Annotated in this window: 8 protein-coding genes; 2 read left to right on the top strand and 6 right to left on the bottom strand. The window is 64.7% G+C overall.

Features of this window, described 5'->3' with window-relative positions; all coding sequences use genetic code 11:
- Positions 1-22 precede the first annotated feature (22 nt).
- The 4 genes from GH663_RS12000 to GH663_RS11985 all read right to left on the bottom strand — a co-directional run bounded on the left by GH663_RS12000 (position 23) and on the right by GH663_RS11985 (position 3,182).
- Positions 23-973, bottom strand: coding sequence for a hypothetical protein (locus GH663_RS12000; RefSeq protein WP_153131967.1), 951 nt, complete (start codon positions 971-973; stop codon positions 23-25).
- Positions 974-978: 5 nt separating this feature from the next.
- Positions 979-1,284 carry a DUF5710 domain-containing protein gene (locus tag GH663_RS11995; protein WP_153131966.1) on the bottom strand — a complete coding sequence of 102 codons (306 nt, stop codon included), beginning with the start codon at positions 1,282-1,284 and terminating at the stop codon, positions 979-981.
- A gap of 142 nt (positions 1,285-1,426) precedes the next feature.
- Complete coding sequence (locus tag GH663_RS11990) at positions 1,427-2,002, bottom strand: DNA-3-methyladenine glycosylase I (RefSeq protein WP_153131965.1); 576 nt, start codon at positions 2,000-2,002, stop codon at positions 1,427-1,429.
- A 19-nt stretch (positions 2,003-2,021) separates the two neighbouring features.
- On the bottom strand, positions 2,022-3,182 hold the full coding sequence (locus tag GH663_RS11985) for a hypothetical protein (protein ID WP_153131964.1): 1,161 nt from the start codon (positions 3,180-3,182) through the stop codon (positions 2,022-2,024).
- 263 nt (positions 3,183-3,445) lie between these two features.
- Here GH663_RS11985 and GH663_RS11980 point away from each other — a divergent pair, with 263 nt between their 5' ends.
- Positions 3,446-3,628, top strand: a complete 183-nt coding sequence (locus GH663_RS11980) for a hypothetical protein (protein WP_153131963.1) — start codon at positions 3,446-3,448, stop codon at positions 3,626-3,628.
- Between the two features lie 98 nt (positions 3,629-3,726).
- Positions 3,727-4,848: an alanine dehydrogenase gene (ald, locus tag GH663_RS11975; RefSeq protein ID WP_153131962.1), complete on the top strand. Its 1,122-nt coding sequence runs from the start codon at positions 3,727-3,729 to the stop codon at positions 4,846-4,848.
- 21 nt (positions 4,849-4,869) lie between these two features.
- Here the strand turns inward: ald and def are convergent, their stop codons facing one another.
- The gene (gene def, locus GH663_RS11970) at positions 4,870-5,400 is read right to left on the bottom strand and encodes a peptide deformylase (RefSeq protein ID WP_153131961.1); all 531 of its coding nucleotides are present in this window, start codon (positions 5,398-5,400) and stop codon (positions 4,870-4,872) included.
- Positions 5,401-5,549: 149 nt separating this feature from the next.
- Positions 5,550-14,201, bottom strand: coding sequence for a glycoside hydrolase family 94 protein (locus GH663_RS11965; RefSeq protein ID WP_343029830.1), 8,652 nt, complete (start codon positions 14,199-14,201; stop codon positions 5,550-5,552).
- Between the last annotated feature and the right edge of the window lie 115 nt (positions 14,202-14,316).

The following is a 14,316-nucleotide window of genomic DNA, read 5'->3' as shown; positions in this document are numbered from 1 at the left end:
CGGGGCCGTGCCCCGTACTCAGCTAGTCCGAATTCGCCAAATCCCTGCACAGCGCAACAGCTCGGGCGCCGGCGATCTTCTCAAGATAGCGGACAAATTCGGGCGAATAGGCGGTGCAGGCCAGCCGTTGCTCCCGGATAAAGCGCAGGTGCTTTTCCAGCGCCCAGGCGATGGTGGTTTCCCACTCCCGGTTGCCACGGGTCAGGTTGAACAGCGATTCGAGCAGATTGACCGCCAGATTCTCTTTCCAGTAGCGGTTTTCCTTCTTTGCATTCTTCGGGACCGGCCCGTTGAGTTGCTGCATCAGGTCGTTGTAACGCAGAAACAGTTCGACGGCGCGGGCGTTGAGTTCGGCCGCCTGCACATGCCGCTCCTGAATTAGCGAGGCTTTCTGGGCAACGAGCAGTTCGCGCTGGTTCTTCTCGGTCTCGATGAATTGACGGGAGCCGATGAAGAGCGCGGCGACGATGACCACCGACGTCGCAATTGTGGCCACGTGCGCCCAGTTTTTGAGCCGATGTTCGCCGGTCGATGGGCTCCTTACGACCAGTGGTGCCTGGGCGACGGTATTAGCCGTTAGGGCGGCAACGGGCGACGGTGGGGCAAGGAATTGTTCGTTTGCCGCGACGGCTTCCCGAGCTGGCGAACTCGGGAGCCCCTCGGGCTGGCTGACGGGGGGCTCGGGCTGGTCGACCGGCAAATCGGCTTGCCGAATTGGCGCTGGCTCAGGCCTGCCCTGTTCGGCCGACTCGGCCAGCGACTCGGTGACGAGGACCATTTTCGGCTTGACGCTCCGCCGGCGCGGCGCCTTTTGGGCGTCGGCCGCATTGTCATCGAGGTCGGCTGCCAAGGGAGCTTGCGCTTCGCCGACGAACGGCCCAATCATCCCGGCCATCGGGAGTGGCGCACCGGCGGGCAGTTCAAGTTCGGGAAAAGCCAGTTGTTCCTGCGGTTTTCTAAGTTTTCTTGCCATGATGCTCAATGGGTGTTTCTCAGCGACGTCGGCTCGCATTTGGCACAGACGTCCCAGGGCAAACAGTCGCACAGCCGTTCCTGCACGACGAAAGCGCTGCCGACGAAGACCTTGCCGCTGGCCAACTGTTTCCTGGCACCGCCTTCTTTGGCCGGGGCGGCACCGTCATGCGGGCTGGGCGACCATTTGGCGAACGGGCTCATGTCAGCCTCGCCGGCGACGTACCAGACCTTGAGCGCGGCATCCCACCGGGCGCCAAGCTTTTTCACCTGGTCCTTTTCGGCGAAGGGAACCTTCAGATTCATCCGCATTTCGTTCCCCCATGAGTCATCTGTCGTGTCTGCAATGCCGTCGTCCCTGATTGGCCAGCTTCCGGTTCTTGGGGAAGGCCTGGCAAAGAAGGGCGCGAATTATAGTAAAACTTTGGCCGGTTGCCCCGAAAAATGGCCGAGTCTAGGCAAGATCAGCAACCGCGGCATGGCGCGGACAGCTCGTCAGGTGGTCGTTAACCATGCCGGCAGCTTGCATGAAGGCATAGCAGATCGTCGAGCCGACGAACTTGAAGCCGGCGCGGCCGAGGGCCTTGCTCATGGCGTCCGAGGCCGCGGTCTTGGCCGGCACCTCGGCCAGCATCGTCCACTGATTCTGGCGCGGACTACCACCGACGAATTGCCAGAGGAAATCGCTGAACGACGTGCCGTCTGCGGTCAGCGCCAGCAAGGAGCGGGCATTCTGGATGGTCGCGGCGACCTTGGCGCGATTGCGGATAATTCCCGGGTCGGCCAGCAGGGACGCCACTTTGTCATCGCCATAGCGGGCAATCACCGCCGGCTCGAAACCGTCGAATAGCCGCCGGTAGTTTTCCCGTTTCTTGAGCACTGTCGCCCAGGACAATCCGGCCTGCGCCCCTTCGAGGATCAACAGTTCGAACAGGGCACGGTCATCGCGCAACGGCACGCCCCATTCGTTATCGTGGTAGCTACGGTACAGGTCAAAACCTGTGCACCAGGGACAGGGTTCCATCGGCATCGACTCGGCAGGCAAAACCCTAGTCTACCGTCTTGAAGTCGTGCGGCTCGTTGTCTTCTGTATTTTCTTCGGCCGGCTGCGGCACTGGGTCATCGGCGAGCGGCACTTCCTCCAGCATGCCGGGCAGATCAACCGGCTGGCCAAAGGTACGCGGGCAGCATTTCTCGATCTGGTCGGACAAATAGTCGATACCGCCCGTCACGCTGCTGACCGGATCTTCCATCAGGCTGTGCCAGATGTCTTCGACACCGGCAGCCAGATTTTCGCGGAGCAGCACCTCGGTGGTTTCGCGTGCACTTTCGTGCAGCATGATGCCAACGCTGGCTGCGCCAAGCGATATCACCGAACCGGCGATGCCGCCGACCAGGGCCGAGATGGCACTCGCTCCGCCACTGATCGCCAGGCGCTCCAGCAACTTTTCGCTGACCCGTCTTGCTACCGGGGATATCCGCGTGGTCGACAGCCCGGCCCCCGCCTCGATTGCCGCCTGGCGACCCTGTTCGAGCAAGGCGGCATAGGCCGGCAGGCTGTCGGGTTTCCCGGCATGGACCAATTGGTAGAGGGAGGCATTGTGGGCAGCCGGCGGCGCCAGTTCGATGGCCAGAATCGCCTTCAGGTGTTGGTCGAACTGCCACGGCGGAATGTCGTAAAGCAGCGGGATCGGCTGCAGTTCCGTCCGCAAGCTCTGGACATAATATTGAGTTGCCTCCGTTCTGACCACGTCGGGGTTGATCTCCCCGGCCACCGGCGCCAGTACCCGATCGCGGAACTCCACCTGCAGATAAGTCGCCAGCCGGGTGACGACCGCCTCCTTCTCCTCGCTGGCGCTCAGCTTGTACCAGGCGACCCGGGCCGACAGCCATTGCTGGGTCCAGTAACCGGAAAACCAGGGGATGAAATCTGCCTCAATCCGGCTGGCGACCAGTTGCCGCCAACGCTCCATCCGGACGCGGGCGAAGTGCCGGGCCGGGCTGGCGGCCGCCAACGCGGCCGTGCCGATGTCGCTATCGACCTGTAGCCAGGTCGTTTCAGGGATTTCGACCGGCGCCGGAAGCGGCGTTGCCGGCTCGGGGATACGCTCCGGCGTGGCACACCCGGCCAGCCCAATCAGCAGCAGGACGATGGGAATGCGCAGGGCGACCAAGGCGGTCGCAAACAAGGGTTTGGTCAGCGGTTTCATGCGATGGAGGCAGCCTCCAGAAATGGCCCCCTTCACCATTCATGCTAGTCGACAGGCCGCCAAAGCCCCAGCCAACATTGGCATATCGAAATAACCTGAAATTCTTTGTCGGCCGCAGCAATGCCCGGCAGAATGCCCCCACTTCGCCGGATTTAATCGATAACTTGCCAGGGCGGATGACAAATACTGGCTAAAGCGTCGCTCGCTCCACCCTCCCCGGGAGCCGGCCTCGCCGGATACACCGGGGAGCAAGGAGTTGCAAAATGGTACTGACCCTCGAATTGCCGATTCGCCCGGCTGCCATCGACCTGTTTGCCAGCTACGAAGACCGCTTCGGCGCCCTGCCCGGCTGGCTCGACGAAATCCCAGCAGGCGACGCCCGTTACCTGCTGCGCCAGGCCTTGCGCCGGGGCGCGCCGCTGGTTCCGGCCGACTACCTCTCGTGATCGAGTCTTCCTCGCCGCCAGGACTATGAGTCGGCGAGCGTATCTGCCAAACTGATCGTACAGACGATTCAATCGCCATCCCCCGTCAAGGAGACAGCATGCGTATCGGCGTTCCCAAGGAAATCAAGAATCACGAATACCGCGTCGGCCTGACGCCGGCCTCGGTGCGCGAAGCGGTGGCGCATGGTCACGAGGTTTTCGTCGAGCGCGCCGCCGGCACGGTGATCGGCCTGACCGACGAACAGTACCGGGCGGCCGGCGCCACACTGCTCGATACGGCCGACGAGGTCTTCGCGCAAGCCGAACTGATCGTCAAGGTCAAGGAACCGCAAGCCGAAGAATGCCGCCGCCTGCGCCCCGACCAGGTGCTGTTCACCTACCTGCACCTGGCGCCGGATCGTCCGCAGACCGAGGCCCTGCTCGCCGCCGGCGTCACCGCCATCGCCTATGAAACCGTCACCGACGCCCACGGCGGCCTGCCGCTGCTGGCACCGATGAGCGAAGTGGCCGGCCGCATGGCGGTGCAGGCAGGTGCCGCCCATCTGGAGAAATCAAAAGGCGGCGCCGGCGTGCTGCTCGGTGGCGTGCCCGGTGTTGCGCCGGGCAAGGTTGCCATCCTCGGCGGCGGCGTCGTCGGCTATAACGCGGCGCTGATGGCGGTCGGCCTAGGCGCCGAGGTCACCGTCATCGACCGCTCGCTCGACCGCCTGCGCTGGCTGGACAGCCAGTTCGGCAACCGGATTCGGACGCTCTACGCCAATCGCCAGAATATCGAAGCCAGTGCCTTCGACGCCGACCTGGTGATTGGCGCCGTGCTGGTCCCCGGTGCCGCCACGCCGCACTTGCTGGGCCGCCAGGATCTCGCCCAGTTGCGGCCGGGCAGCGTGTTGGTCGACGTCGCCATCGACCAGGGCGGCTGCTTTGAAACCAGCCGGCCGACGACGCATACCGATCCGACCTATGTCGTCGACGGCATCGTGCATTACTGCGTCGCCAACATGCCGGGCGCCGTCGCCCGCACTTCGACCTTTGCCCTCAACAACGCCACCCTGCCCTTCGTCCTCGCCCTGGCCGGCAAGGGTTGGCGCCAGGCCGTGCAGGACGACCCGCAACTGCGCAACGGCCTCAATACCCAGGCCGGCCTGCTGACCTGTCAGGCGGTGGCGACGGCCCTTGATCTGCCCTGGACCGACCCCGTACAACTGATCGGGCTGCCCTGAGCGGCGAACGACGACAGCGCCTTATTCCGACCGCTCAAGGCCCGGGAAAAGCACATCGGTAAAACCGAAATGGGTGAAGTCGCGAATTCGCGACGGGTACAGCCGACCGATCAGGTGGTCGCATTCATGCTGCACGACACGGGCGTGAAAACCGTCGACCGTCCGGTCGATCGGCTGCCCCGCCGGGTCAAAACCCTGATAACGGACCCGCGCCGGCCTCGGCACCTGGCCGCGCAGGCCGGGAACGGAAAGGCAGCCTTCCCAGTCCGTCGCTTCTTCGTTGCCGATCGGCGTGATCATCGGGTTGATCAGGATGGTCATCGGCACCGCTTCGGCATCCGGATAGCGCTCGCTTTCCTCAAAACCAAAGATCACCACCTGCAGGCCGACCCCGATCTGGGGCGCGGCCAAGCCGACGCCGCCCGCCGCGCGCATGGTGTCGAACATGTCCTCGATCAGCGCCTGCAGGCTGGCCGAGCCAAATTCCGTCACTGGCTCGGCGGGTTGAAAAAGCAGCGGTTCGCCCATGCGCAGGATGTTTCTTGCGGCCATCGTCGTCAGACTCCAGAGTTGAATGGCGAGAATCTGAACATAATTCCGGCCAGCCTGAAAGTTGTTACCGGCTGGCCCCGCCAAGACGATTGCTGCGGTAGACCGCGCAAAAAGGCCAAAAACCAGGCACCGGCATGGCGGCCAGCCCTTCAGGCGGCCTTGATCCTGACTTCAACGCGGTGGGCTTGTTGGTCATCAACCAGCGGCACGGCGTTCCCCGGTAGCAACTGGCCATCGAGCATGATGCTGGTGATGCCGGTCTGGCCAGGCACAAGGTCTATGCGGTATTCCGTCGCCCGATAGCGGTAGCGAATACTGCATCTCGGCCACTCGGCCGGCAGGCAAGGCGTGAACAGCAGGCTATCGCCCTGGCGCTGCAGGCCGAGCAGCGATTCGACGATCAGGCGATACAGCCAGCCGGCCGAGCCGGTATACCAGCTCCAGCCGCCCCGGCCGATGTGCGGATTGACGGCATAGACGTCGGCCGTGACGACATAGGGCTCGACCTTGTAGGTCGCCACCGCCGCCGCTGTCAGCGCGTGATTGACCGGGTTGATCATCGACAGCAGTTCCCAGGTCCGCGCGCTGTCGCCCTGTTCGGCGAACGCCATGGCTGCCCAGATCGCGCCATGCGTGTATTGCCCGCCGTTTTCCCGGACTCCGGGCACATAGCCGCGGATATAGCCGGGATCCAGCTGCGACTTGCTGAACGGCGGCTCGAGCAGTTGCACCAGGCCATCCCGACGGCGAACCAGATGCTGGTCGAGCGCCCGCATGGCCAGGTGCGAGCGTTCCGGATTGCCGGCACCGGAGAGCACGGACCAGCTCTGCGAAATGGAATCGATCCGGCATTCGGCATTGGCCCGCGAACCGAGCGGCGTGCCATCGTCGAAGTAGGCCCGGCGGTACCATTCGCCATCCCAGCCATGGGTCTCGATGCTCAGGCGCAGGCGGGCACCTTCGCCCCGGCACAGTTCGGCAAAGTCCGGGTCGCCATGCGCCACAGCCACTTCGGTGAAGCGCCGGAGCACTTCGCAGAGGAAGAAGCCGAGCCAGACGCTCTCCCCCTTGCCCAGCACGCCGACCCGGTTCATGCCGTCGTTCCAGTCGCCGGAGCCGATCAGCGGCAAGCCGTGCGCGCCAAATCGCAGACCGTGGCGGATGGCCCGGACGCAATGCTCGTACAGGCTGGCGACCTCGAGAGAACGGATCGGCAGATCGTAATAGGAGTCGTCCTCCGGGTTAACCGGGCGGCCTTCGAGGAAAGGCAGGCTTTCTTCGAGCACGCCATGATCGCCGCTGATCGTCAGGTAGCGGCATACCGCCAGCGGCAGCCAGAGGAAATCGTCGGAACAATGGGTGCGCACGCCCCGGCCGGACGGCGGATGCCACCAGTGCTGCACATCGCCTTCCTGAAACTGGCGGCTGGCACAGAGCAGCAGATGGCGGCGGACCAGCCCGGGCTCTGCGTGTACCAGGGCCATGACGTCCTGCAACTGATCGCGAAAACCGAAGGCGCCGCCCGACTGGTAATAACCGCTGCGCGCCCAGATGCGGCAGGCCAGGGTTTGATAGAGCAGCCAGCCATTGGCCATCACGTTGATCGCCGGATCGGTCGTTTCGACCTGCACCGCGCCGAGCGTGCGCTGCCAGTGCTGGCGCACCGATTCGAGCGCCCCGCGGGCAGCCATGACGCCGCGGAAACGCTGGACGAGCTGGCTGGCATCGTCGGTGTTGCGCCCGACGCCGAGGCGAAAGACCATTTCCCGCTCCTGGCCGTCGGCCAGTTCAAAACTGAGCTGCATGGCCGCACAGGGATCGAGCCCAACGCCTACTCGTCCGGAAAGCTTGGCCCGCATCATTGCCGCCGGATTTAACAAGCTGCCGTTGCGCCCGATAAACTCGACGCGGTCGCCGGTCACGCTGCGGCGGGGGTCGTCGACGTCGAAAAAGGCAACGCGCTCGGCGAATTCCGTGCTGTAGGGATTGCGAGCGTAGAGCGTGCCGGTGCCTGAGATCTGTTCGGTGGCGATATGCATGGCCGACTTGGCCGGCAGGTCGCCCAGCACCCACTCGACGTAAGCGGTAGCCGTCAGCGATCTGGCGCGGCCCGACTCATTGAATACCTTCAGCACCGAAAACTTGACGGCGGCATCGATCGCCACGTAAATCCACAGCTCGGTCCGGATGCCGGCGGCGCGGGTTTCGAAGACGCTGTAGCCGAAGCCGTGCCGGATCAGGTAGGACTCCCCGGCCCGGGCCGGCAACGGGGTTGGCGACCAGAAGTATCCCGATTCCTCGTCGCGCAGGTAGATCGCTTCGCCGCCCTGATCGCTGACCGGGTCGTTATGCCACGGTGTCAGCCGGAACTCGTGGGCGTTTTCGCTCCAGGTGTAGGCGACGCCGCTTTCCGAAACAACCGTTCCGAAATGCGGATTGGCCAGCACATTGCACCAGGGGGCCGGGGTCGTCTGGCCGGGAGCGAGTTCGATGACGTATTCTCGGCCATCCGGAGCAAAGCCGCCCAGCCCGTTGAAGAATTGCAGGTCGCGATGGGGCGGCGTCGAGACCGGCGGCACTTCCGGACGGTAGCGGCGGCTGGCTTCGAGGAGCGGCACGCGCGCTTCGGGCAGGCCGCGCTGCTCCAGTTGTTCGGCCAGCCGGCCCCGGCAGTCGTTGATGACGATGCGCGCCACCGACTGCAGCAAAATGCGATCCTCGCTCGAAATCTGTTCGGCCAGCCGAACAAAGATGCCACCCGGCCGGTCGATGATGCTGGCCTCGATGCCCGAGGCGATCATTCCCATGATCTGTTCCTGCAAGCGCTGCCGGTAACCAGCATGGTCCTCATTCCAGATCACCAGGTCGACGGCCAGCCCTTTCAGGCGCCAGTAGGCATGCGCCTGCACCAACTGGCGGACCAGGTCGATATTGGCCGCGTCGCCGATCTGCAGCAGCACGATCGGCAGATCGCCGGAAATGGCATAGCCCCACAGCCCGGACTGGCCGCGGCGATTCCTGAGCAGCACGCCCGCCTCGGCACGCAACGAGGCGTTGGCATGAATGACCGAACTGGCCAGCCGGGCATAAAGCTGGGCATCCGCCTCGCTGGCATTGAGCTGGCGCAGTACCACCTGACTGTGCGTCCAGGTCAGGTCGAAGACACGGTCGGCGAGATGGCGGTCCTGGTATTTTTCAATCAGGCTCAGCGCCTGGTCGCGGCTCTCGGCAATGCCCGAGACCATGTCGACGGTCACCGACTGCTCAGGCGCCAGGGTCAGCGCGTAACGGATGGCGACGATCGGATCGAGCACCGAGCCATCGGCCCCCGACAGCCCGCCCGCCTCGCTCATGGCCAGCGGATCGGCCGTGCTGCGGGTGCGGCCGACAAAATGCAGGCGATCGGTTTCGTAGGAAACCTGGCCAATGTCCGCGCCGTGCACCGCCATCAGGTGCAGCATCCACGGCTGGCGCTCACCGGGCGAACGCGGTCGGCGCGAACAAAGGATGGCGTGCCGGTCGCGAAGGATCTCGGTCTGCACGAAGAGGTTGCTGAAGGCCGGATGCAGGTCGTCGGAAGCCGGCGGCGCAATCACCACCTCGGCGTAACTGGTGACGTCGATTTCGCGGCGCTGGCGGGAGCGATTGGTAATGCGGATGCGGCGCAGTTCGATGTCGTCTTCCGGCGAAACGACGATTTCGGTATAGGTCTCGAAAGCAACATCGGCGCTACCCAGCGTGTCGTGCCGGCGAAACTCTGCCCGCCCTTCGGAGAATATCGCCTCATAGCTTGCCGCGCGTTTCAGCGCCGGCTGGTGGGCATTCGACCAGAAGCTCAGGCTGGCCAGGTCGCGGATATAGCAGAAGCTGCCGCGGTTGTCGCAGGTCCCGTCCTCGCGCCAGCGGGTGACGGCCAGATCGTTCCAGCGACTGTAGCCGCCGCCCGCATTGGTCACCATCACGTGGTAACGCCCGTTCGACAGCAGTTGCACCTCGGGAATCGGCGTATTGGGCGTCGTAAACACGCGGATCGGCATCTCGGCGGCGAGCGAGGTCGAGCGCACTTCGGAAAGCTGGGCGGTATGGGCGAACAAGGAAGTCACCTTGGGGATCCGCTCCTGGAGCAGCAGCATCACCGCCTGGAACAGGCGCTCCGCTTCGAAACGGCGCTGCATCGGGCGGTCGAGCAATAGGTAGGCGAGCGCCAGCAGGCTCATGCCCTGATGGTGGGCCATGAAGGAGCGCACGACGACCTTGGCCTGACCGCGGCGCTGGCGGGCCGGGGTGTAGTCGATCGCCTCGAAAAAGCCGAACTTGCCGAGCGCTCCTTCCTCGGCCAGGCGTTGCAGGTTCTGGCAGGCCGCCTCCGGGGCGACCATCAGCGCCATCGTCGAGGCATAGGGCGCGATCACCAGATCGTCGGCCAGGCCGCGCTTGAGGCCGAGGCCCGGCACGCCGAAAGCACGGTACTGGTAGTTGAGATGGCCATCGACCGTGTTGTAGCCCGACTCCGAAATCCCCCAGGGGACACCGCACTGGGCGCCGTACTCGATCTGCCGGGCGACCGCTGCCTTGCAGGTCTGGTCGAGCAAGGTGTTGTCGTAGGTCGGCATGATCAACAGCGGCATCAGGTACTCGAACATCGAGCCGCTCCAGGACAGCAGGGCCGGCTCGCCGCCTGTACCGGTCAGCAGACGGCCGAGCGAGAACCAGCTTTCCTGCGGCAACTGTCCCTGGGCAATGGCGACGAAGCTGCACAGGCGCGCCTCGGAGGCCAGCAGGTCGTAATAGCTGGTGTCGGTGCGATGCTCGGCGACGTTGTAACCGATGGTCAGCAGATGGCGCGACTTGTCGAACAGAAAGTCGTACTCCATCTCCGCCAGTTGGCTGATTTGCCGGACCTGGGCGTCTATCAACGCCAGCCGGGCGGTCGCCGCCGGGCAGCCGTCGCGAGCCCGCTGGCGCAGGGTCGGCATGGCATCGCCAGCGACTTCGGTACTCAGCAGGTCGAGGTCGGCCAGCGCCGCGTCGACCTGCGCGGCGAGCGCCTGCGCCCAGTCGTTCGCTTCGCTGGCCGGCAGGGTCGGCTCCCGGGCATGGAGACTGCTGGCGACTTGCACCATCAGATCGGCGGCGCCGCTCGCCAGATGCTGCAGCGTCAAACGGGTCGCGCTAATGCTGTCGGACGGCGCCGCAGTCGCCACATCGAGCAGTTTGCCGAAGGCCGCCAGGCTGCCCCGGGTGCTTGCTTCGGCGGCTTCGGCCAGCACACCGAGCGTGTCGCGCAAGCCCTCGTACAGCCGGGGCAAGAAGATCCGCTCATCGACCAGGGCCTGCAGGCCCGCCCGCAAGGTCAGCAAATGGCCGGCCAGGTTGCCGCTATCCACCGTCGAGACATAGAGCGGCGTCAGCGGCTGCAGGGTCTGCGTGTCGTACCAGTTGTAAAAGTGGCCGCGATGCTGGGCCAGGCCGGCCATGCTGTTCAAGGTTTGCGCCGTTCGCTCGAGCAGCCGGGCGGCTGTCAGGTAACCGAAGTCGTAAGCGGCGAGATTCGCCAGCAACGCCATGCCCATGTTGGTCGGCGAGGTGCGATGGGCGACCGAGGCAATACGATATTCCTGGAAATTGTCCGGTGGCAGCCAATGGTCTTCCGGGCCGACAAAGTTATCGAAGAAGGCCCAGGTCCGGCGCGACAGCTTGCGCAGGAAGAAAAGCTGTTCGCGGCTGAGGATCGCCGGCGGACGGACGAGCGGCCGGCTGAGCCACCAGGCGATGCCGGGCGAGATGAACCAGAGCGCGAGCAGCGCACCTGCAACCGGCAAGGCTTGCGGCACCAGCAAGGCGAGATTGAGGCCAAGCGCGGTCGCGGTTAATGGGCCAACCCACATTGTTCGTATGGTCGCCGGGAGGCCGCTGCGGTCGCGTCTAGCCAGTTCGCGATCGACCTCGCTCGACGGATTCCATTCCAGCATCGGTTTGCCGCTGACCAGTACGCGCCACAGGGTGCGGCTGATCGCATCGAGACTGAAATACGCCGTGTATGGCAGGCAAGCCAGGTCAAAGGCCAGCTGTTTGAAATGCCTGAAGACAGAACCGGCGACCGCCGCCAGATGCTGCCGAAACAGGACTTCGTCCGGTTTGCGCAGCAGTTCGAAGGCGCAGGAACAAAGGGTAGGCAGCAGCAGCATGCCGACGATTGCTGCGGTAAACAGGCCAAAAGAGGGCAAAACCAGCCAGCCCAGCACCAGGACCAGCATCAACGCGGCTGGGACCAGGCTGCGCCGCAGGTTATCGACCAGTTTCCACTGCGACAGGGCCGACAGCGGGTTACGCTGCCGATGCACCGGCTCGCCGGCACAGGCGCAGGGCACCCGCCGGCGCAGCCAGCCGGCCAGTTGCCAGTCGCCGCGAATCCAGCGGTAGCGGCGGCTGACATCCGCGCTGTAACGGGCCGGATAGTCTTCGAAAAGCTGGACATCGCTCAGCAGCCCGGCCCGGGCGTAACAGCCTTCGAGCAGATCGTGGCTGAGGATGCGATTCTCAGGAAAGCGCCCGCCGAGGGCCAGCTCGAAGGCATCGACATCGTAGATGCCCTTGCCGATGAAGGAACCTTCGCCGAAGACATCCTGATAGACATCGGAAACGACGCGGGTGTAGGGGTCGATACCCGGCTCGCCGCCATAGAGCCGGGCATAGAGCGAGCGGTTGGTGCCAGGCAGGCTGACCGCGACGCGCGGCTGCAGGATCCCGTAGCCCTCGGTGACGCGCTGCCTGGCCGCATCGTAGTACGGCCGATTCAACGGATGGGCAATCGCGCCGACCAGTTGGCGGGCCGCATCACGCGGCAATTGCGTATCGGTGTCCAGCGTGATGACGTATTGCACGCTGTCGAGGGCCGCCATCTCCCCGACAATGTCCGAAAAGCCGGCCGGATTGCCGCGCAACAGCGCGTTCAGGTCGGCCAGCTTGCCGCGCTTGCGCTCGTAGCCCATCCAGACGCCTTCCTGCGGATTCCACAGGCGCGGCCGATGAAAGAGGAAGAAAATCCCCGGCTGATGCGACTCCCCTGCTCCATCGTACTTCGCATTCAGTTCTTCGATCCGCAGCCGGGCCAGCCCGACCAGCGCCGCATCCTCGGCCAGCGTTTCCTGCTTGGCATCGCAAAAATCAGTCAGCAGGCCGAACAGCAGATTTTGATCCCGATTGGCCAGAAACCTGACTTCCAGCGCCTCGACCAGATCCTCCACCCCGCCCTCGCTGGTCAGCATGGTCGGCACTACGACCAGGGTTCGCGCGGCGCGCGGAATACCGTGGGAAAAATCCATTCTCGGCAGCGGATGCGCCGTTACCAGCAAGGTGGCGAGCCAGTTCACCAGCGCCAGGGCCAACTGGCTACCGGCCAACAGCAAGCCCAGGCCGAGCAGCCCGAGCAGCCATCCCGAGAGTCCGCTCGGCGTGGTGAGTGCGAGCAGGCTGCCGGTAATGAGCAGCGCGATCAAGGCAATGGCACCGAGATAGAGGAGCAAGGGGCAGCGGGCCGCCACCCGGCGCAGGCGCCGGCCGACCGAGAGCTTGACCTCGGCCAGTGCTTCGAGTTTCGGCAAGCCCTTGTCGATCAGATGAAAGCCGACATGCCCGGCCCGCCCGCCGGCACCGCTCCCGTCCTCCGCCATAACGGCGGTGCGGGTCAGTTCGACGGCCAGGCGGGCAACCTCGCCCTCGCTCAGGCGGCCATGCCGGGCAATTTCCTCGGTTGCATGGCGATAGCGATCACGGCTGGCGAAATCCATGCTGCCATAGACGCCTGCCGGGTCGGCCAGCAGACTTTGCTCGACGACGCTGAGCGTCTCGACGAATTCCTGCCAATCCATCGCTCCGAGCACCCGCAGGCTGCCGATGCTGTTGCTGATCGAAACCTGATCGGCCGCCTGTAGCTGGTTTTCCAACTGAACCAACTGGGCGATGCTCAGGCCCGACTCGGCCAGTCGTTGCTCGACCCAGGTCAGCGGCAATGCCAGCGCCGGCCCCCTGCCCTGCAGCCGGCGGGCCAATTCGGCGACAAAAGCACTGCTCATCGGCGGATTCGAGCGCGCCATGTCGGCGATGACGAGAATCAGGCTTTTCGGGTCCTGATCAGCCGTCTCGACCATCTGGTCGGCCCAGGAGTTGGCCAGGTTGCGCTCCTCCCAGCCGAGGGCAATCCGCGCCCCGACGCGGCGGAGATTTTCGATCACCGCCAGGCGTAGCATGATCGGAATCGCCCACAGTTCCCCCAGCTTGAGGTCGGTGACGGATTGGTAGGCCGCCACGAAGCGGATCAGCGTTTCGGTATCGACCCGACCATCGCCGTGGGCGACGGTCTCCAGCGCGATGTCGTAGACCCGCGGCCGCCCGGCCGACAAGCCGCTGGCCAGGCGCGGCAGTTCCAGACTGTAGCCCTTGGGCAAGTGGCGCTTGGCCGTCCTGATCTGTTCTTCGATCAGATAGAAATTGTCGAGCAACCACTCGCCGGCAGGGGTGATCCGGCGGTTATCGGCAACACCCGAGGTCAACAGTTTGCAGACCCCGACCAGCACGCTCTCGTTGGCGGCCAGCCGGGCCAGCAATAAATCGGGGGCACGCCCTGCAGCCAGGCGGTGCGACGCGGCGAGCGACTTGCCATGTTGCGCCATCTGGTCGGCGCTATACAACTCGGCGCGCAGGGGCGCCTCCTCACTCACCGAGCGGCGCGCCACATCGTTGCCGCGCAGTCGCGCCGGCAACTGCCGAAAATACTCGGAGAGCTTGCTGACTGCGCTCAATTCAAGGGGCCCTTTCGCGAAAATATCCCTCAGCGACCTGCTCACTTGCGAGAAAGGAATCCTCGTTCCTCACGGGCCGCCGCCGGATGCAAAACTCCGACGGCGGCACCGCTTG

This window comes from Dechloromonas hortensis, assembly GCF_009469765.1.
In the GTDB taxonomy this organism is placed as follows: Bacteria; Pseudomonadota; Gammaproteobacteria; order Burkholderiales; family Rhodocyclaceae; genus Azonexus; species Azonexus hortensis.
This window is presented reverse-complemented; position numbering and strand designations above follow the sequence as displayed.

Bases quoted from the DNA above. Each gene is read 5' to 3' on its own strand.
- GH663_RS12000 (WP_153131967.1), bottom strand. From the start codon at position 973: ATGGCAAGAAAACTTAGAAAACCGCAGGAACAACTGGCTTTTCCCGAA.
- GH663_RS11995 (WP_153131966.1), bottom strand. From the start codon at position 1,284: ATGCGGATGAATCTGAAGGTTCCCTTCGCCGAAAAGGACCAGGTGAAA.
- GH663_RS11990 (WP_153131965.1), bottom strand. From the start codon at position 2,002: ATGCCGATGGAACCCTGTCCCTGGTGCACAGGTTTTGACCTGTACCGT.
- GH663_RS11985 (WP_153131964.1), bottom strand. From the start codon at position 3,182: ATGAAACCGCTGACCAAACCCTTGTTTGCGACCGCCTTGGTCGCCCTG.
- GH663_RS11980 (WP_153131963.1), top strand. From the start codon at position 3,446: ATGGTACTGACCCTCGAATTGCCGATTCGCCCGGCTGCCATCGACCTG.
- ald (WP_153131962.1), top strand. From the start codon at position 3,727: ATGCGTATCGGCGTTCCCAAGGAAATCAAGAATCACGAATACCGCGTC.
- def (WP_153131961.1), bottom strand. From the start codon at position 5,400: ATGGCCGCAAGAAACATCCTGCGCATGGGCGAACCGCTGCTTTTTCAA.